The following is a 19,245-nucleotide window of genomic DNA, read 5'->3' as shown; positions in this document are numbered from 1 at the left end:
CACAATTTAAATTATTCAACTGAAATAAATGCCCAAAAGCCGCCTTAAAAGAAATCAACGGATTTCGAAGGCGATCTCTGTGTTTTCATGCAGTCAGCTAATTATTCAATAATTACTCTGTACACAGGGACGAATTGGGACGGCTAGAAAAACATATAATATAGGAAAGACAATGGATGTCAATTTAAATGTGCAGAACCGCCAGCTGAATTTATTCCGTATGGCGGTTTTTGTGTTGAATGAGGAATCTACGAATGGTTTTATGGATTCCCTCTATTCACTTTGCTTTGTTGAGTTGTCCCAATTGAGTCTGAATATACATAGCAATTTATCCATTGATGATTCGATTTCGGATGTGAGTTATCAAGTGGATATACACTTATTTTCACGGTAAAAGATCAATAAATTTAATTCCGACCATTCTTATAGAAATTATTGACTTCACTTGTAATGCCGGATAAAATTGAATATGTTCGACTGACTGATTAGTCAGTCAAGAGGAGGTGGATTACATATCTATGCAAGAGCAAGCTTCTGATCGAAGAGAACAGATTTTAGCGGTTGCCTTAGAGCTATTTTCTAATCATGGCTATCACAAGACGAAAGTATCGGATATCGTGAAAGCTGCTGGTGTCGCTCAAGGCACATTTTATTGGTACTTCAAAAGCAAAGAGGCTATAGCTTTAGAGATTATCCACAACAAAGAAGCCGATTTAATTGAAGTCGTTTCACAGGGATACAGGGAGTCAAAGGCAACTGTACAGGAAGTGGTAAAAGCTTCAGAACGATTATTTGAGGATTTCTTTGTGTTCTCGCAGCAAAACAAGTATTTTATGAAACTGCTTTTGAAAGGCATGGAAACAGAGGAATCTGTTCAATCTGCCATTTTTGAAACACGGAAAAAGCTGGAAACTGCTTTTCAGAAAAATATAGAAAGAGCAGCTGAACTGGGAATTCTGCCCCGAAAGGATCCGGTGATACAGTCTGCACTTTTGATGAGCCTTTTAGAAGGAATGCTGGAAAGATGGCTATTTAGTCCGCAACAAGGACATGCTAGATTGCAAAGCCGAACTGCAGAAGAACTGGCCAAAGAGCTTGTCCAGTTTGAATTTTTTGGATTGCTGGGAATTTAACTTGAAAAAAGGAAGGAAGATGATGATGAAAAAAAGGTCGTTTTTACTGATTGTATTGGTGGCAGTCTTTGCTCTGATGCTGGCTGCTTGTGGTTCGGAAACCGGGTCAGAGGGGACGGATACTGAAAAAACAGTATTGCTGGATCAAATCAAGGAAGAGGGAGTACTGAAAGTAGGTTTGATGGGTACATACCGGCCGTATAATTTCATGAATGAAAATCAGGAAATGGACGGATTTGATGCTGACATCGCCAAAGAAGTTGCCGACCGTTTAGGGGTAGAGGTTGAGTTTGTTGCCCAGGAATTTTCAGGAATGATTGCAGGGCTGCAAGCGGAAAAATTTGATGTGGTGATTAGTCAAATGACCATTACAGATGAAAGAAAAGAACAAATGGACTTTTCAGATCCTTACATCACCAACCAAGTGAAAGTCATTGTAAGTGAAGATAATGATTCGATTACGGCAGTGGAAGAATTCAAAGGAAAAGATATCGGTGTCGGCTTAGGCACAAATGATGAAACCTACTTACGTACAGAACTTATGCCTGAAGTCGGTGAATTCAATATCATGACCTATGATGACGTTATTACTACTTTGAAAGATCTCGATGCCGGGCGCGTTGATGCAACAATCAATAATATGTACGCTATCAAACCAGTTGTAGAGCAAAACGGTTTTAAAATCAAAGCTGTAGGTGAACCGATTAAATCCGACCAAGCCGGTATTGCAGCCCGTAAAGGGAACGAAGAAATCATAACTGAATTGAACCGCATTTTAGCAGAGATGAAAGAAGACGGAACTTACAACGAAATCTTTGTGAAATGGTTTGGGGAAGAGCCTCAAGTATAAAAGAAGGGAATTATAAAAGTGGATATTGTACTTGATAATTTGCCATTTTTGTTCCAAGGAGCTTATTACACGCTCCTGATCACCATTGTTTCCATGTTTTTTGGCTCTGTCATTGCAGCGATTGTTGCAGTTGCCAGACTGAAAGGGCCCCGGCCGATCAGATGGATTGCCAGAGCTTATGTGTCGATTATTCGAGGGACCCCGACCTTGGTTCAGATTATTATTATTTATTACGGGCTTGTGGATTATGGCATTAAGCTGGAGCCATTAACGGCAGGCATTATTGCGCTTAGTATAAGCATCGGGGCTTATTTGTCAGAAACCTTGCGCGGTGCCCTGCAAGCCATTCCAAAAGGGCAAATGGAGGCGGCTTACGCATCGGGCTTGACGCCGTTCCAAACGATGAAACGTATCATCTTTCCGCAGGCGATACGGATTGCCATTCCTCCCGCAGGTAATACATTTATCGGAATGCTGAAAGAAACGTCATTGGTTTCTGTCATTACCGTTACCGAATTGCTGCGATCTGCGCAACTATTAATCGCCCAGTATTATGTTTATATGCCATTTTATCTTTCCATTGCACTCATGTATTGGATCATGAGTACAGGCTTTTCCGCCATATTGGAAAGATGGGAAAAGAAACTATCCATTTATGTATAAGTTGGTGCTGAAAAATGATCACAATTAAAAATTTGTCGAAAAGATTTGAAAAACTGGAAGTGCTTAAAGATATTAACCTGGAAGTGAACAGCGGCGAAGTCGTCGCTATTCTTGGGCCAAGCGGGTCAGGGAAAAGTACGCTATTGAGATGCTTAAACGGGTTGGAAGAAATGACCAGTGGTGAAGTGACAGTAGCAGGATCCAAGGTGAACACGAACGACAGCAAGAAAAAGCAATTAAAAGCAATTCGTCAGATCCGGCTGCAAAGTGGAATGGTTTTTCAGCAGTTTAACTTATATCCACATAAAACAGTACTGGAAAATGTAATAGAAGCTTTGCTGGTGGTCAGGAAATGGCCGAAAGAAAAGGCTGTTGAAAAAGGTGAAGCCTTGCTGGCAAGAGTGGGACTGGCTGAAAAAAGGGATGTATATCCATCGCGCTTGTCCGGCGGCCAACAGCAGCGGGTTGCGATTGCACGTGCTTTGGCGGCTGAACCCGAAGTGCTGTTGTTTGACGAACCGACATCAGCACTGGACCCGGAGTTGGTCGGAGAAGTATTGGCAGTTATAAAGGAACTTGCTGAAGAGGGAATGACCATGGTGATCGTCACGCATGAAATGGAATTTGCCGGAGAAGTGGCAGATCGCATCGTTTTTATGGATGATGGGATTGTTGTCGAGCAAGGAACTCCTGATGCATTTTTCAAACAGCCAGAAACAGAGAGAGCGAGAAAGTTTTTAAAGAAAATGTAGGCCGATTTCAGGCTGCCGGATCGTGAACCATAGGGGCAGAAGGCTAACATGGAACCGGGCTAAGGAAGAGTGTTCCGAGAAAGGAAGTAAGCGATGAAAGTACAAACGAAATGGAATGGGCAGCGAGCTTTCACGGCAACAGGCGATTCCGGTTATGAGATCAACATGGATGCTACTGCAGCATATGGCGGCGAAGGAAAAGGTGTAACGCCTACTGAAATGCTGTTGGCATCTGTCGCAGGCTGCATCGGAATTGATGTAACGATGATATTAAAACCGCATCTAGATGCGATCACTAAAATTGAGATCGAAACAGATGGAACTCGAAAAGAAGAATTGCCAAAAGGGTTTACTGCCATTGCTGTAACCTTTGCGATCGATGGCAATATTGATGCCAAGAAGGTTTGGAGAGCTATAAATCTAGGGAAACAAAAGTATTGTGCTGTTTCAGACTCCTTAAAAGCTGACATTTCATTCCATCTGATATTGAATGGAGAAAATACTGAAAATATTTATTGAAATTGCGTTCCAAGGAAATTATTCTACAGGAATCACGCCCCCTGTGTTCTCAGAGAGAATAAAATGAAAGACCTAGACCTGTGTCGTATTAAATTACGCCCCTGTATATGACACAATTTAAGTTATTCAACTGAAATGAATGCTTAAAAGACCGCCTTCGAAATCCTTTGATTTCATTGAAGGCGGTCTTTGTGTTTTCATGCAGTCAGCTAATTATTCGAAATTGCTTTGTATACAGGGACGAAAAAATGATAGGATTCATGTCCTGCTCTGCTGAAAGCATTGATGATTTTCCCTTTGCTCTTTTGTTTGATGAATTGTTCTGCAGCCGCTTGTGTGCCAAAGACCACGTCGTTGACATTGATTGAAAACGCTCTTGTTAACCGTTGTTCTTCTACATCTAAAAACGGCGTGACGACATCAATTCCTGCGTTATTGACAAAGACATCCAAGCGTCCAGACGTATTAACGGCTTCTTCCACTAATTTGAACTGATCGTCTCGTTTTGACACGTCTCCTTTGATGCCGATTGCGTCAAGGCCTTCATTCTTAAATTCTTCAAGAGTTGAATTCAATAGCTCTTCATTGATGTCATTCAAGACCACTTTAAAACCGTCTTTTGCTAGGCGCTAGCAAACCCTTGCCTAATCCGTTGCCTGAACCTGTTTTAACGCTACCTTTTCCAGCAAAGCCCTCCTTATAGTTGTACTCAGTATCTATAAACTGTCTAATGGATCGGAGTTGTTCGTCAGCTGCAGTCCGAAGAATTAGGTTTATTGATGGGCTTGTGGGGGATAATGTAGATACGGAAACGATGATTTTTAATTTTTAGGAGGCAAAGAAAATGAGCAGAACAAATCAAGTTAACCTTACAGAAGCACATACAAGAGATAATCAGGTGATCTTTTTCAAAAGCCAGGAGGAATTTGCAAAAGCTTTAAGAGAAGGCACGGGAGCATTTGAGGAACCCGGTTTTACCGAAGAATTGATAGAAAAGGAATAAGGAAGTGAGGCAGCTCCTAAAGGGAGCACTTTTTTAATTTTACTGGTGGTATTTTGAACGAATACACTAACCTGTGATATTCTCAGAAGAATAGATGAAGTATGGTCACTTGCATTTTGCACAAAGCATCGCTCTCTTTCTTTTCATTTGACCGAAAGAGACAGCCGATGAATAGGCAAGATAGGATATTCAACTTGTAGCGTAAAGGAGATTTTCATGATTATTTTCCAGAGTTGCTTATGGCAAACGAATTCGACTTTAATAGAGGGGAAGGAGGAGTGTTTCCTGTTTGACCCCACCTACTTTCCTCGTGAATTGGAACAAATTAAAAAATCTCTTCCAGACAAACGGCTAAACTTGATTTACACCCATGGTGATTGGGATCATATCGCTGGATTTTCCGAGTTTTCACATGGGCATATGCTGGGTCATCACAAGATCAGTGAAAGCAAAGACCAAATTGAGAAAGTGAGATCTTTTGATCTCCAGTGGTATGTCGCACGTGACAAAGAACTTGAGTTTCCAAGAATTGATGAAGAAATAGGGGAGGAGACTACCAAGTTGACCTCAGATGATTCACTTTATTTCTTGCCCATACCGGGCCATACGCCCGATATGATGGCTACTTTTTTTCTGGAACGCAAACTTGTTGTAGCAGGAGACGTCTTATCGGATTTAGAATTTCCATTTATCTTTTATTCTAGCCAAAAATACATTAAGAGTTTGCAGATGATGAAAGAGAAAATAACCGAACATCATATCCACACGCTGATTCCTGGACACGGCCGACCTATTTTTAATTCTCAAAGGGAAATTCTTCAACGAATCGAAGACGATTTGGCTTATCTTCACCAATTAACGTCTGGTGATAAACGAGCTTATTATCGGCGACAGCCAATTCCCTCACACTTGATTTCTCAACATGAAGCAAATATAAATTTTATTGAAACAGAAACAAAGTAAGGGAGAAGAAACCCATGCTTCTGTGTGCAAGACCTTTCAGCAATAGCGTAAAGGAAATCCGCATTCAGGAACCATAAAGCACAATAAGGGAAAAAAAGCATTTTTTATAGCTGCCTGGGGAATATGGTTATAGAGGGATACCTTGATCATATACATCTTACTTTATGTTGAAAAAAAAGGAGGATACTATGGATTTAAATACTCAAGCTATTGAGAATCTATTAAGTGCTGACGAGTTGAAAGAAGTGAATGCATACTTCGAGACCAATAAAGCAGGTATCATGAAGGAGCTTGCGGAAATAGACCAGCACATCGCATTACGTCCTTTAGCGCTCGTCTTTCAAGAGCCAACTGAAGAATTGCAAAGCCGCTATGAAGCATTGAGTTTTTTCGGAAGAAGTTAAAGAAGACGGAAGTGATCGGATGTATGTTGAATTTGTTGAATAAATAGGAGCATTGAACGGGGAGTGTCCAAGTGGGCACTCTTTTTTGAGGCGCAACTCTTCCGGTGGAGTGATCTCAGCTGGAGCAGTAAGCTGAAGACGTTAGAGAAAGTAAGACATGGAGAGCTTTCGGAGAAGTATATGCGTAAAAATATAATAAATGAAAGAAGTATATGAAAAACAGCTATCTTCAAATGAATCGAACTCCAAATGGTAGACACTTTAAAAAGTGCTCCCATTTGGGTTTAGTTCATTAATACCTAAAAGTCGATTGTGTTAAAAAAGCTGCACGTTAAATTATCTAAATTTTCAATTAATTAATAGTGAATACCTTTCAATAATGTTAAAATTGTATCATACATATAAAAAAACGATGTGCCGAAACAGTAAAGATCAATTCTTTTTGGAAATAATTTCTGAAATGGGGAGATTCTTATGGGAATATTAAAGTCTTTATTCAAATTCAGCCAGAAAGGAGGCAAAAATAGAAGTACAACTAAAATAGACGCTGCTTCAAAGCCAACAGAAAAGTTGAAGATTAACAGCTCAACAGACCCAGCACAAGATAGAGAACAAAATACAGAAAATGAAAAAGATCAATTAAGAGAAAGAAGAAAAGAAGAACTTATGGAAGTGGCAAGTTGGCATCGGAAAACAAGAAAACGGTTGCTCACTATAGGGATAATAATTTTGGTATTTGCTGTCTTTCTTTTCGACCTTGATGTTAGAAATTTTAGTACGGCAAGTAATTTTAGGGAGTTATTTCAACATCCTGTCTTCACCAGAACGTTGATTATATTATCGGGCATTTCAATGATTTTATTATCGTTTGTTCCTTTAAGAAAAGTATATCAAATCGTGCGCCAAGATATTGATCGTGAGTTGGAAAAGTTAACGATTGAAGATTATTTTGAAGAAACACCGGCTCTGACATCAACTGGTTTAACAGAGGAGAAAGAAGAGCTTAAGCGGAGAGAGTATTTCCTGAAAAGCAGAAGGAAAGAAATTAGAAAGTATGCGCGCTGGCATCGTTGGCTCAGGAGGATTTTGATTGCTCTGGGAGCATTCAGTCTTTTGTTTTCTATCTTTGTTTTTGATTTGGCTATTAATAACGGTCCCTTTGCATCTCCCGGTGGATTATTTCAAAATCCCAGGATTACAAGGATCCTGATTATATTATTTGGTCTATTCATGCTCTTGATCTCCATGGTTCCGGTACGGAATGCGTTTCAAATAGAACGCCAAGCGATCGACCATGAATTGGAAATGATAAGAATTGGAGTCTACTCCATAGAAGCAAGAGCAGAAACGCTGTTCAAGCAACACCACCTGGAACTGAAAAGATACTATGATGAAGCTCTTAGTGAAAACTCCTGGCTGTATAAAATAGGCGTAGTTTGCTTAACGTTGGGCTTTGTTATTATTGGAATCACTTTTTATTTCTTTTATACTCAGAAGTTTGACGTCGAGTCTGAAATTATTATCGCTATTCTTGGAGGAGTGAGCGCCATTGCCACTGATTTCGTAGCGGCCGTCTATATCAAGATGCATTCGGAAACGATCAAAACGTTAACTCAATTCCATAATCGTTTTGTAAATACGCATCATTTTTATTTTGGCAATTTCTTAATATCAAAAATAAAAAACGAAGACAAGAGAGATGCTGCAATCGTAAAACTGGCTTTGAGTATTATTGATGATATTGAATCAGAGGAAAAAACAGAACCACCTAGTGATTCATCTGCAGAGGAAGATAAAAAGAAAGTTAAAGGAAATGAGAAAGAAGCAGAAAAAGAGCAAGAAAAAAATAAAACTTAGTGCAATATGTTTCTGAATGCTAGTAATAACTTCATAACTCTAGATGGATATTTTCTATAAAATTGCACCCTATGTAAGGGACAATTGAATTTATTCGATTAAAAGACCACCTTCAATGAAATCAAAGGATTTCGAAGGTGGTCTTTTGGATATTCTTGGATCTGGCTAATCATTCGTAATTGTTGTGCACAGAAGAGTAAAAGGGCAAGAAATAAGAACAAGATAGGAACCTGGACAAGAGGCGATTGCTGAATAAATCAGTCTGAGGAGAAAAATTAGAAAGCGGGAAAGGTTTATTGATGGATTTGAAGGGAATAATGTAGATACGAAAATAACTTTCTTGATTTTTGGAGGTAATGAAAAATGAGTAGAACAAATCAGGTAAACATTATAAAAGACCACTCAAGAGACTACCAAGTGAGCTTTTTCAAAAGCCAGGAGGAATTTGCAAAAGCGTTAAAAGAAGGCACAGGTGCTTTTGAAGAAACCGGTTTTATTGAAGAATTGATAGAAAAGGAATAATGATGTAGGACAGCTCCTAAAGGGGGCGCTTTTTCATTTTTATGCTAGTTTTTTAAACAAGGTCAACGAAATATGATGATTAAGAGGAGGATACGATGGATTTAAATACTCAAGCGATTGAGGATTTGTTAAGTGCGAATGAGTTGAAAGAAGTGAAAGATTACTTCAAGACCAATAAATCAGGGATCATGAAGGAGCTTGCGGAAATAGACCAGAACATCGCATTACGTCCTTTAGCGGTAGTCTTTCGGGAGGTAGATGAAGAGCTGTATAGTAGATATCAAGCTTTGAGTTTTTCGGAAGAAGTCAGGGAAGATGGCAGTGATGGGATTTATGTTGAATTGGTTAAATAAGTGGAAGAAGTGAGATAAAGAGTGTCCATATGGGCATTCTTTTTTGATATCAAACTCTTCTATTGAAAATAACGTAGCTGGTTCAATCTAATTTCATGAAGGGTTTTATAAAAAAGCGAATCGAGGCAATTAGTAGAAATGGTGTTAGTTAATGTAGAAAGAATCCGCTATCTTCGGTATGAAGATAGCTTTTTGATTTCTTAAAACGTATTTCCATTAACTCAAGCGGAGTATCTTAAAATTGTCCGCTTTTCTGTCCTGTTCAATCATATGGGGATATGAGTAAATAATAGTAAGAGTTGATATAGGAGGGGAACGGCAATGAATACGGATATAGGCCGACTTATTCGAGACAGAAGAAAAGAAATGGGCTTATCACAAGAGACTTTAGCTGAAAAAGCCCAAGTGAGTGAACGTACAATACGAAGAATTGAAAAAAATGAAGGGGCAGGAGAAGGTATTTTAACAGCGATTTTTGAAGTCTTGAATATTTCGATTCTGAAATTAGATAAAGAAAACGTGCAAATGCCTAAAATGGCCATCCGGGTTCCTAACATTCAATCTTCTCATGATTTAGCTCATGTACTTATCAATGCAGAGCATATCGAAATCAATAACCATATACACGATGGTTTCCACGATGACTTCGAAGAAGAATGGATAGTCGACACCTTCCTTGAAAAGTGTGAAGAGATTTGTGGAATATTGGACGAAGATGCTCCGGAACAAAATAAAGTATTAGTAGGCATCCTCCAAAACGAGTTGGATAAATTACATAAAAGAAACATCGGGGTATCAGGGAGTTGCACAGATTCACTGGTGAACAATTTTAAAGTGGCCAATTTATCGATATATAAATATTAAATGAGGCACTCTATTTAGTGAGGAGGAGTAACATGTTCGTTGCGCTTGATTCATCAGGCCGTCAAAGGTTTTCATTTGAAGAAAATAAACTGGATTTAAGGAAGTTTTCCAAGTTGAAAGAACTGTACTGCCCTTACTGCGAAAGACTGGTGTTCTTTCATGGCGGAAAAAAGCGAATCCATCATTTCAATCACGAACCCCATGTAGAATGCACATTTACGGGAGAACCTGAAACACAAGAGCATCTGAACGGAAAGCTGCTTATTTATAAATGGTTGAAAAAACAGTATCCGCAAGCAGAGGTTTCTTTGGAAAAAAGAATAGTAGAAACAAATCAGATAGCCGACGTATACGCGGCTTTTGGAGATGGCCAAAAATTTGCTTTTGAAATCCAATGCGCAGAACTGACAGCCGATGAGTGGCTTGAGCGCAGAAAGCTATACCGAGAAGCGAATATATGGGATATCTGGTTATTCGGTATGAAGTATTACAGAGAAATAGATGATGAAGAACTGGCAAGTGAAGAAAAATTGCTGCGTTTGAAGTATCTTCAGCAAACAGTGAATAAAAAAGACCGCTCTGTTTATTTTATTGATTCGTATACCAGTTTAATAAGGCAGATTGGTGATTTCTTTGAGTTATCTTCTGATTCAGAGACAGTGTATCTTGCTGAGGTTCAAGTTATGCCAGTAATGGACTTGAAAATTATTAAAGTGCAATCGCCTTGCCACTATATGTTGGCTGATTCAAAAACTATTAATAAGATTGATTTGCACCTTCATAAACGTATTCAGGAAGCAAGGGAGATATGGAACGCACGGGCTTATAAAAAACGAAAAATAGAGGAGCGGCTTAGGCAGTTTGAAAGCTATCAAAGGTATTTAAATAACTTTAGCTTAGAAGAGGCGCTTCAGCAGATGTCGTATCAGGAACAAATTAAATTTAAAAGACTGGCAAAAGAATATGGCTTTACTAACGAAAGTTTTCCAGGAATCTTTAATATCCAATTAGAAAATCACCACTATATCCAAACGCCTTATCCGCTATGGCAATTACTCGTATTCCATAAAGCGGTTAAGCATAATACCAGCAAAAAGAAGTTAATCTTTCCTAAGTATTTCTTTCAAGATATCAAAGAGGAAATTCGGTATGAGATAGGAAACAGTAAATCTGTAGCAATCTTGATTTATGAGTATTTGGAAGTCCTAGAGAGCTGTGGGTTTATTAGCAATCAGTTTTACATGCGCGAATATAAACATCCATTCGCTGTTGAAAATGATGTGCTTTCGAAAATGGAAGATAAAAAACAAAATGGTTTGCTGGCTATGTATTTTTCGGAGTTTAATATGGAAGAAAGTGAATGGGATGAGGAAGCGGTAGATCTTATCGGTGATGAGCAGTGGAAGGAAATAGAGAAAGTTAAGGAGTATTATAGGTATTTGGTGGTCAATCAGATTGAGTGAAAATATTGGAATATAGCTAAAAAATATGAATTGAGAAGATTCATTTGTGTTTTATCAACAAAGCAATTTCTTTGATTCATGATTATAAGATTGCGCCACTGTGGTAGAAAAAATTCTGCCTATACACAACAATTGTATAGAGAAAAAGCCGTGTCCATCAACCGCGAGGGTTTTGGACTGTGGCTTTCGCCTAGTTATCGGAAAAACAAAATTATCATAATTGCTCTGTGCACTGGGATGAAATGTGGACGCTTGAAAAGAGTCGCATTCAGCGAACTTCTTACATCCTGAGCAAATTGTTGTGAAAGAAACTCCTTTCCTGTAACATAATCAAAATGGAAGGGTGATCAACATGGCATTTATGGATAAGCTGAACGAACTAAAAGACAAATCAATCGAAAAAGGCAAAGCCCATTGGGATGAAAATAAAGACGGCTATATCGAAAAAGCGACAAATTTGAAAAACACGATCAAAGACAAAGTTTCAAAATAAGAAGAGTCCAAAGCAGCCAGGCACATTGTGTCTGGCTTTTATTTTGTACAGCCAGCAGCTGTAATCATCAAATTGGTGGTGATTTATTTGTATATTATTGTTAACAGATATCCGCCTAGATGGTAAAATCTACTTACAGATAGAAAGAGGAGTAGATTAGAAATGTACCAAAAATTGATTATTGGAGTATTGCTGATTGCAGTAGTATTCATCATTTACTACGGTGAACGTAATTTCGGGAAATATGAAGCTTCGAGCAGCGCCATAACGGAAACGCAGGAAGCAACAGAAACAACAGAAGCAACAACGAAACCGGTAACATTCGGGGAGAAACTGGAAGCCAGAGAACAAGTGACGGTGGTTTTTCTGGGTGACTCGGTGACTGAGCAAAACGCAGCGACGAATGGCCAGCCGAACCATGTAGGAAAGATGCAGGAGTGGTTCGATGGGAACTATCCGAATCAGGTACAAGTCATTAATGCAGGGGTGAGCGGCAATTCGATCACTCAGATGAAAGACAGATTAGCCTCCGATGTGTTGACATTCAACCCGGATTTAGTCGTTATTTCTTCAGGAATCAATGATGCGGTGGGCACTTCGAATGTTTCGGTTGAAAAGTTTAAAGAAGATTATGCTCTCCTAGTTAATGAAATAAAAGAGACTGGAAATGCTGAAGTGATTTTAAGAACACCAAATCTTACTCGCACTCCGTCTTTGAATAATCGAATGGTTCCTTACCTTGAAGCGACGCGGACACTTGCACAAGAAGAAAACCTGAAACTATTTGATTTCTACGAAGTTATGGCCAGTGATATGGCGTCTGGCAATATTACGCATGCTAAATTGATGAAAGATTTAATCCATCCCGATGAAGATGGGCATGAATATATATTCCAAACCTTGAAGACGTATGTAGAACAAGAAGTACTAAATAAATAGTTGGAACAAACTGTTGATTAAGGAGTTCTGTATAAAGCGAGATTTAGAGCTATAAAATCGTTTGGCAGCAATCAACAGTTGGTCGATACAGCTGATCCATAAAACAATTATAAATTGAGGAAGAACTGTCGTGAAGAGCTGTTTCGCCCGCTGAGGTGGAATCGGGCGATGAAAGGAAAGTAAGAAGACCGGTTTTTTTGTGGGCATGCAGAATCCGTTCCAATAACTCATGTTCTTTTGCAAACAACCTCAAACTTCGTTTGGTTTTTATGTATTCTACTTATTCCGACTTGATATTTAATGGATATCAGAGGCATAATAATGGCAAGAAAGTGGTTGAAAAGCTTTTCCTGCGGATGTGGCGGAATTGGCAGACGCGCTAGGTTCAGGGTCTAGTGGTGGAGACACCGTGAGGGTTCGAATCCCTTCGTCCGCATCATTTAATAGAAAAGTTGGTTCTGAATTGTCCGGAATAGTTTCAATTGGAAAAGCCGTTTCAGATAAGGAAAGTCTCCTTGTCTTGAACGGCTTTTTTGTTGATAAATTAGTTAATGGGACTTTGAAGATTGAACCAGCCAGGAAAAGACAGTGTTATTCATCTTGTCACGCCTACAACATTATTCGCTTAAATAGCGCTTTAAAAATCCGCCTACATTGAAAAAGACAAGAGCGTATATAGCTGAAATAAGAAAGACAGAAAGCAAATCTGTGTGAATTCGTGCGCTTACAAATTCATCAAGTTCATCAAAACTTGATGAAGTCATGGAGAATTTCAAGCTGGTGAATAGTTTAACAACAACCATGAAAAGTCCATATAAAGCGCTAAACTTCAATGTCTCGAAAATCTTTAAGCTATGCGTATTATAAAGCATGTATCCGGCTCCGATAAGCAAGGCTGCTGGCAGGAGGAAACTTAAGTTTACCCATAGCGGAAATGCTTCACTGATGAAAAACAGGCCGACAATTTCGCTTTGGTTATCAGATAACGATTCGAGCAGATGGAAGGTGTAGGATTCAGTTTCTCCAATTTCTTTAATGGTCAAATTAATCGGTAGCAAGTGAGCTAAATCCCATATCCATATACTGAATGACCCGAATAGAGCAATGCTGCTCAATTCAAAGGTTTTAAAGATTTCATCAGCAGCAGAGGAAGCACTAAGAGCTATAAAAGTAATGGCGGCCATTGTGAAAAGCCCACCTAGAATGATCATAAGACCAAAAGATAAGTATTGAACATAGGAGGCTTTTGTCTGCAAAAAGTGGACGGTCTGTTTGCCGTATACTGTAATTAATGCTGCAGATCCCGAAATAGCGGCAGCTAATATTAAGCCGGAAAAGAAAGATTCAACAATTGGGAATTTACCGGCAAAGCTTAGGGAAACATTGGCATACGATGTGTCTATGCTGTTAATGTAACTAAAGCTGGCGATAAAGGAAGAAACAGCAATGAAGATTCCATATAGTAAGCTAAAGCCAATAATTGCCTGCCACATTTGAATATGATTTCTTTTGATAAAGTAGCCGAGAGCAATCCCACTCAACGCTAGTAAGACGAAAGTGATCAACAAAAGTGGGGCAGAAAAGTTTTGGGCATCCACTTCAATCCCATATTGAAAAAAATCGCTATAATCTTCTTGAGCCTCTCCGGTCAATTCAAAGTCAATTCCGTGCATAAAAGAAATATAAGTGAAAATATTGTAGATGTTTGGCAATTCAAGGTTGATATCGTATTCACTTTCAAACTCAGTGCTGAAATAATTTTCAATTGAATGAAGTTGTCCTCTTGTAAGTTCACCGTCAGCGCTTTCAATCAATGCAGTTTCTACTTCTGTTTTAAGAAGAAAAGCAGCAACAATCACTAAGACGATAGAGATGCCTAAAGCAAATAAAATGGAAGTGAAGGTTTTTGTAGAAAATGGCTCAATCATAAGCTTGGATTGGCTAAGATTTTTCTTAGCACTTATCGAGGGTTCCACTTTTTTTACAGTGCCGACTTTTAAGACATGGTGTGACTCTCCACAGGATTGGCAGTATTGCGCTGAAGCCGATACTGAATTTCCACAGCCTCCGCAGAATCCTGTATTTTTGTGGCCGACAGCAAAAGGCAAAGCAACAGTTAATTCCTGCCCATCGTTGGGGCAATAGTTGATGAAGCTTGGGTGTTTTGCTCCGCATTCTTTACAAAACATCAGAAGTCATCTTTTCTGATGCAGTTGCGTGGCCGCAGCACGGGCAAAATGAAGCGGAGTTTGGAATATCCTCTTCGCATTGTTTGCAAGTTTTCAAAATTTCTTCAATGGTTTCCGGGATGATGACAGGTGTTCCGCACGATCCGCAGAACCGATCAGAAGGCATAACTTCAGAGTTGCAAGAAGTGCAAATATACATGTTTTCGTTCGTCGCTTTCAAGTCCGCTGCTACCTTGGCTTGGTGGTAAATTTTTTTGTCCAGGGCTTCAATATCAGCTGAAATCCCCGAAAAGTCGATATCTTTCAGTTCATATAACCTTACTTTTTTATGAACTTTATTTCCAAGTGAGACAATGAGTTCATGGCGCTTCTGGCGTAAACTGCTTAATGTTTGTTCGATTTGGCTTATTTCCTGAGCTGTTTGAAGTTTTTGTTTCCCTTGTTGCAAAGAGCCTTGAATCATATTCAAACCTCCGCCTACTTTGTTCTGAAATTCACTCATTAAAATTCCTCCATTGAAAAGATTGGTTATTTAATAGTTAAATAATATCATTAAAACGATAAAAATAGAACTAACGAATTATTCTAAAAAGAAATTAATGTACTTAAAATACTACTTATATGTTATATTTAGTTAAAAAAGAGTGAGGTAAGCCAAATGAAGAATTGTTCAAATTGTGGGGTAGAAAGAAAGGGAAATGAAAAATTTTGTGTAAGCTGTGGCCAATCGCTTAGCAGCGAAAAGGAAGGGGAAAAAAGTAGCGGTGCAGAAGACAAAAAGACCCAGCCTGTGATTTCTTCAAAGCGTAAAAAAGGAAAAGTCGCTATGCTGATTTCGATTGCTGTAATTTTGATAGGACTGATCGGAACGCACCTATATCTCAAATCTAAATATGACGTGTCCAATAAACTGGCAGAATTGAACCACTCCTATATTTCAGGAGAAGAATCGGAGTTCTTAAGCTATTTTGAAGTACCTGAAAAAACAGCTGTAAATGCATCTGGCTTTTATTCATTTATAGAAGAAGAAGGCTGGGAAGAAATCCGGGATCAGATGAAAACTGAAGCTGCGCGTATAAAGGAAGAAGGCCTATCAAACATAATCTTAGACTCTGAAGGCAATAAATTGATTTCCATTACTAAGAAACCAGTGATTTTAGGAATGTATCAAGAAGTCAGCTTTTTGCTTCAACCTACAGCAGTAGAGATGGAACTACCATTTGACGGGATGACAGTTACACTAGCAGACAAAACGGTAAAAGGGGATAAAGGGGAAGTTATCAAAATTGGTGATTTCTTGCCAGGTCAATATCAATGGAGCGCTTCAGTGGCTAGCGAGTATGGGGAAATCGCTCAAAAAGGAACAATTGATGTAACTGGTGACAGTAAAAATAAGTATAGCTATAGCCCTGATATAGAAGCGAGTATTGTAGACGTCACATCAGATGTGCCGGAAGCCATTTTGTGGGTAAATGGAAAATCTACTAAAACGGCTATTGCTGACCTGAAATCCATCGGGCCTCTCCCGTTGAACGGTACAGTAGAAGTGACAGCGGAAACTGAAAATGACAAGGGTGAAAAAATAAAAGGCGAGCCAACGAAAGTGGAATCGGATACGGTTCATGTTCAATTTTCACATATCCAAGAAAAAATGGCAGCTGAACGGACCCAAGAAATAGAAGCGCATAAACAGCAGTTGTTGAAAGAAGAGCATGAATATAGCGTTTCGGCTTATGTGGATAGCTTTAGAATTTCATTTGAATCGGCTTTGAACAATGCGGATTTTTCTTACATTGAAGATTATTTCCCGACTGGAAGCAAGATCCAGGAAGACTATCTAGCTGATATCCATCGTCATTACACGATGGGTACTTACTACTATTACAGTTTTCAGTCCAATACCATTACAAACTTTAGAGTAATAGACGAAACTACTTTTGTGGTAACGACAGCGGAAATGTTCTATTTTGATTCGTCTCAAGACCGGCTGAAATACAACAAAACTAAAGCGTACACAGTGATATACGAAAATGGCCAGTACTATATTCAAGAAATCGATCAGCTAACTTCAGAAAAAGTGCCAATGTAATAATTCCGAAGCAGGATCGAAATAGAATGGGTAAGTGGAACAATGGGATCCTGTAGATATTTTTTATCCCATTTGAAACGGGATGAGTTCATATAATCGAATCAGCAAAAAGCCATCTCCAACGGAATCAAAAGATTTCAGGAGATGGCTCTTTTATTTTCATGGGTTTATTCGATAGTTTTTTCATCTTCCGCAATCACTTGCGTCAATGCCTGAACAAAAAGATCGGTCGGCTGAGCACCGGTCAAAGCGTATTTATCATTAATCAGGTAATACGGAACACCCGTCACGCCATAGCGCTTGGCTTCCTGCTGATCGGCACGGACAGCGTCTGCCATGTCACCGCTTGCCAGCATGTTGGCGACAGCTTCCCGGTCCAGCCCGACTTCTACTGCCAGTTCCGTTAAAGTTTCATGGTCTCCAATATGTTTTGATTCGGTGAAATAGGCGTGCAGAATCCGTTCGGTCATTTCTTTCAATAAGCCTTGTTGTTTCGCAAACAGCGTTAACCGGTGAGCGTCGAACGTGTTGGTTAAGATCAGCGTATCCATTTGATAGTCCAAGCCAGTTTCTTTCGCCATTTGAACGACGTTTTGCGTATTCGCTTTCGCTTGTTCAATGCTCATGCCATATTTCCGTGCCAGCATTTCGTGCATATTTTCGTTTACATTCCGGCCCATTGTCGGATCCAGTTCGTAGCTCCGGTAAGTCACTTCAATGGGATGGTCAATTCTCTGAATGGCGTCTTCCAGACGCCTTTTGCCAATATAGCAGAACGGTCAAGCAAAGTCTGTCCACATTTCAATTTTCATCGTAATCCCTCCAAAATAGTAGTCATTTATAGCATAGAGGATATTTTCGCGTTTTACACGTAATTTGAACTAATTTGCGGGATAACAGGCGATGGCAATTGAATTCAACTACATACTTAAAAGACCGTCTTCGATGAAATCATGCAGGCGGTCTTTGCCTATAGGCGTAGGAGAAAGGAAGGGCATGTGCTCTCTTGTACTTAGATTTAGCAAGCTTAAAAGAGCTTAGAGAAAAGAAAAGTATTCTATATGTTTTGATTCCTTTTGTAAAGATTTAAATGAAGCAAAGCAATGTAAACTCAAAAAATAAAATATGGGTAAAAAGTTATAAATAGTTCGACAATTTGATAGGTATAACTATATAATTGAACAAGTGGAAGATTGAAGGGTTGGGAATTAGTGGTTTGTTGGTTCGGATAGTTGAAATAGATCAATGGAGTGAAAGCTGAATCCGAGAAGGACAGAGACGTACATAATTTCACCATGGAATGGTTTAAAAAGAATATTGACCGGCAAGATCAAGGTTCCTATTATCAGAAGGAATATGGTCCTGGCTGCAACTTCGAGGAGGTGAGTGCGATGTGAACAAGGCACTGCGAACAATAAGAAATCCCCGGGTGCAATAGTCTGGACAACCTTCACCCGAGGATAATAGTTGGAGTATACCAACCCAGTGTTAGTATACTCCTTTTTAATGGGAAAAATAAGCGTTAACCTAAAAGGAGCATAACAAGTGAAAAAGAAGAACAAGGAAAAGGTCATGAAATTTGAATACATCATTACAGCGGAAACGACAATCGTCTTGCCTAACTATAACGAGAACGGATTCTTGCATGCATTAATTAGCAATGGAGAAGGATTTACAAAGGTTGAATTGAGTCCTTATGATTTAATCGATATCAACTTGAGGTACCGCGGGTCAAGTTTAAGAGGGGCAATGGACGGAGCGGAGATTTTGGTGAAGGGAACAATGAATCCGATTGTACTCGATCAGGAAGAGATTCTTATTTTCTTCCCGTCTTCATCGCCATTGCGGAAAGAATGTGTCTGGTTCGGCTTGAGGCATGTCGTGGACTCTGTCGCTATAGATAAGAAACTGACACAGGTAAACTTGAGCAACGGCAGTGCGGTCTCGGTCAATGTCAGCAAGCGGACATTCGACAAGAAGCTGACCAAAGCCTATGAGCTGCAGTATAAGATCCAGGAGCGCAAAAAGAATTTTGAAAATCTCAATAGGAGATTGCAGAGCTCGTATCATTTATACATTAAAGAAAATGGGGTTAATTACGAAACCGAAGATGAAAAGGGCGGAGGCCGGGACGCAAGCAGTTAATGTCTTTTTGGCAAGCTTGGATTCAGCTATGGCGGTTTGTGTTG

At 39.3% G+C, this 19,245-nt stretch carries 21 protein-coding genes, 1 tRNA gene and 1 pseudogene; 19 read left to right on the top strand and 4 right to left on the bottom strand.

All coding sequences use genetic code 11. From position 1 onward, the window contains the following. The first annotated feature begins 172 nt into the window (after positions 1–172). The 6 genes from ACSFXN_RS01060 to ACSFXN_RS01035 all read left to right on the top strand — a co-directional run bounded on the left by ACSFXN_RS01060 (position 173) and on the right by ACSFXN_RS01035 (position 3,917). Entirely contained in the window at positions 173–394 is a 222-nt protein-coding gene (locus tag ACSFXN_RS01060; protein WP_437148354.1) for a hypothetical protein, read from the top strand. A 124-nt stretch (positions 395–518) separates the two neighbouring features. After that, a complete protein-coding gene (locus ACSFXN_RS01055) occupies positions 519–1,133 on the top strand; it encodes a TetR/AcrR family transcriptional regulator (RefSeq protein ID WP_437148353.1) in 615 nt (204 codons plus the stop codon). Positions 1,134–1,152: 19 nt separating this feature from the next. Beyond that, positions 1,153–1,983: a transporter substrate-binding domain-containing protein gene (locus ACSFXN_RS01050; protein ID WP_437148351.1), complete on the top strand. Its 831-nt coding sequence runs from the start codon at positions 1,153–1,155 to the stop codon at positions 1,981–1,983. An 18-nt stretch (positions 1,984–2,001) separates the two neighbouring features. Further along, entirely contained in the window at positions 2,002–2,646 is a 645-nt protein-coding gene (locus ACSFXN_RS01045; protein ID WP_437148350.1) for an amino acid ABC transporter permease, read from the top strand. A 14-nt stretch (positions 2,647–2,660) separates the two neighbouring features. After that, complete coding sequence (locus tag ACSFXN_RS01040) at positions 2,661–3,398, top strand: amino acid ABC transporter ATP-binding protein (RefSeq protein ID WP_301855140.1); 738 nt, start codon at positions 2,661–2,663, stop codon at positions 3,396–3,398. A gap of 93 nt (positions 3,399–3,491) precedes the next feature. Next, complete coding sequence (locus ACSFXN_RS01035) at positions 3,492–3,917, top strand: OsmC family protein (protein ID WP_437148349.1); 426 nt, start codon at positions 3,492–3,494, stop codon at positions 3,915–3,917. Positions 3,918–4,168: 251 nt separating this feature from the next. On the opposite strand, the pseudogene ACSFXN_RS01030 reads toward ACSFXN_RS01035, so the two are convergent. Then, a pseudogene (locus ACSFXN_RS01030) lies at positions 4,169–4,637 on the bottom strand (SDR family NAD(P)-dependent oxidoreductase); the annotation flags it as partial. Between the two features lie 124 nt (positions 4,638–4,761). On the opposite strand from ACSFXN_RS01030, the gene ACSFXN_RS01025 reads away from it, so the two are divergent. From ACSFXN_RS01025 to ACSFXN_RS00975, 11 genes are all read left to right on the top strand, one after another. Next, positions 4,762–4,920 (top strand): hypothetical protein, encoded by a 159-nt coding sequence (locus ACSFXN_RS01025; RefSeq protein ID WP_437148348.1) that lies wholly within the window; start codon positions 4,762–4,764, stop codon positions 4,918–4,920. Between the two features lie 216 nt (positions 4,921–5,136). Then, positions 5,137–5,883, top strand: a complete 747-nt coding sequence (locus ACSFXN_RS01020) for an MBL fold metallo-hydrolase (protein WP_437148347.1) — start codon at positions 5,137–5,139, stop codon at positions 5,881–5,883. 188 nt (positions 5,884–6,071) lie between these two features. After that, positions 6,072–6,287, top strand: coding sequence for a hypothetical protein (locus ACSFXN_RS01015; RefSeq protein ID WP_437148346.1), 216 nt, complete (start codon positions 6,072–6,074; stop codon positions 6,285–6,287). 474 nt (positions 6,288–6,761) lie between these two features. Further along, positions 6,762–8,144 (top strand): hypothetical protein, encoded by a 1,383-nt coding sequence (locus ACSFXN_RS01010; protein ID WP_437148345.1) that lies wholly within the window; start codon positions 6,762–6,764, stop codon positions 8,142–8,144. A gap of 363 nt (positions 8,145–8,507) precedes the next feature. Continuing rightward, positions 8,508–8,666, top strand: coding sequence for a hypothetical protein (locus tag ACSFXN_RS01005; protein ID WP_437148344.1), 159 nt, complete (start codon positions 8,508–8,510; stop codon positions 8,664–8,666). Between the two features lie 95 nt (positions 8,667–8,761). Beyond that, the gene (locus ACSFXN_RS01000; RefSeq protein ID WP_301855125.1) at positions 8,762–9,019 is read left to right on the top strand and encodes a hypothetical protein; all 258 of its coding nucleotides are present in this window, start codon (positions 8,762–8,764) and stop codon (positions 9,017–9,019) included. 321 nt (positions 9,020–9,340) lie between these two features. Further along, on the top strand, positions 9,341–9,883 hold the full coding sequence (locus ACSFXN_RS00995) for a helix-turn-helix domain-containing protein (RefSeq protein WP_437148342.1): 543 nt from the start codon (positions 9,341–9,343) through the stop codon (positions 9,881–9,883). 32 nt (positions 9,884–9,915) lie between these two features. Continuing rightward, positions 9,916–11,346 carry a competence protein CoiA gene (locus ACSFXN_RS00990; protein ID WP_437148341.1) on the top strand — a complete coding sequence of 477 codons (1,431 nt, stop codon included), beginning with the start codon at positions 9,916–9,918 and terminating at the stop codon, positions 11,344–11,346. Positions 11,347–11,698: 352 nt separating this feature from the next. Next, a complete protein-coding gene (locus tag ACSFXN_RS00985) occupies positions 11,699–11,839 on the top strand; it encodes a hypothetical protein (protein ID WP_437148340.1) in 141 nt (46 codons plus the stop codon). A 162-nt stretch (positions 11,840–12,001) separates the two neighbouring features. After that, on the top strand, positions 12,002–12,778 hold the full coding sequence (locus ACSFXN_RS00980; RefSeq protein ID WP_437148339.1) for an SGNH/GDSL hydrolase family protein: 777 nt from the start codon (positions 12,002–12,004) through the stop codon (positions 12,776–12,778). A gap of 352 nt (positions 12,779–13,130) precedes the next feature. Then, a tRNA-Leu gene (locus tag ACSFXN_RS00975) sits at positions 13,131–13,214 on the top strand. A 181-nt stretch (positions 13,215–13,395) separates the two neighbouring features. Here ACSFXN_RS00975 and ACSFXN_RS00970 read toward each other — a convergent pair. Further along, complete coding sequence (locus tag ACSFXN_RS00970) at positions 13,396–14,967, bottom strand: zinc ribbon domain-containing protein (RefSeq protein WP_437148338.1); 1,572 nt, start codon at positions 14,965–14,967, stop codon at positions 13,396–13,398. Further along, positions 14,957–15,469, bottom strand: coding sequence for a zinc ribbon domain-containing protein (locus tag ACSFXN_RS00965; protein ID WP_437148337.1), 513 nt, complete (start codon positions 15,467–15,469; stop codon positions 14,957–14,959). Before ACSFXN_RS00965 ends, ACSFXN_RS00970 begins: the two co-directional genes overlap by 11 nt. A gap of 324 nt (positions 15,470–15,793) precedes the next feature. Here ACSFXN_RS00965 and ACSFXN_RS00960 point away from each other — a divergent pair, with 324 nt between their 5' ends. Then, positions 15,794–17,056, top strand: a complete 1,263-nt coding sequence (locus ACSFXN_RS00960; RefSeq protein ID WP_437148336.1) for a TcaA 3rd/4th domain-containing protein — start codon at positions 15,794–15,796, stop codon at positions 17,054–17,056. Between the two features lie 167 nt (positions 17,057–17,223). On the opposite strand, the gene ACSFXN_RS00955 is transcribed toward ACSFXN_RS00960, so the two are convergent. Further along, on the bottom strand, positions 17,224–17,823 hold the full coding sequence (locus ACSFXN_RS00955) for a DsbA family oxidoreductase (RefSeq protein WP_437149138.1): 600 nt from the start codon (positions 17,821–17,823) through the stop codon (positions 17,224–17,226). 778 nt (positions 17,824–18,601) lie between these two features. On the opposite strand from ACSFXN_RS00955, the gene ACSFXN_RS00950 reads away from it, so the two are divergent. Next, on the top strand, positions 18,602–19,201 hold the full coding sequence (locus ACSFXN_RS00950) for a competence protein ComK (RefSeq protein ID WP_437148334.1): 600 nt from the start codon (positions 18,602–18,604) through the stop codon (positions 19,199–19,201). Positions 19,202–19,245: the final 44 nt, after the last annotated feature.

The organism is Planococcus sp. 1R117A (genome assembly GCF_051417975.1).
Classification (GTDB): Bacteria; Bacillota; Bacilli; order Bacillales_A; family Planococcaceae; genus Planococcus; species Planococcus shenhongbingii.
The sequence above is the reverse complement of the archived record's forward strand: the minus strand, read 5'-3'. Positions and strand labels throughout refer to the sequence as shown.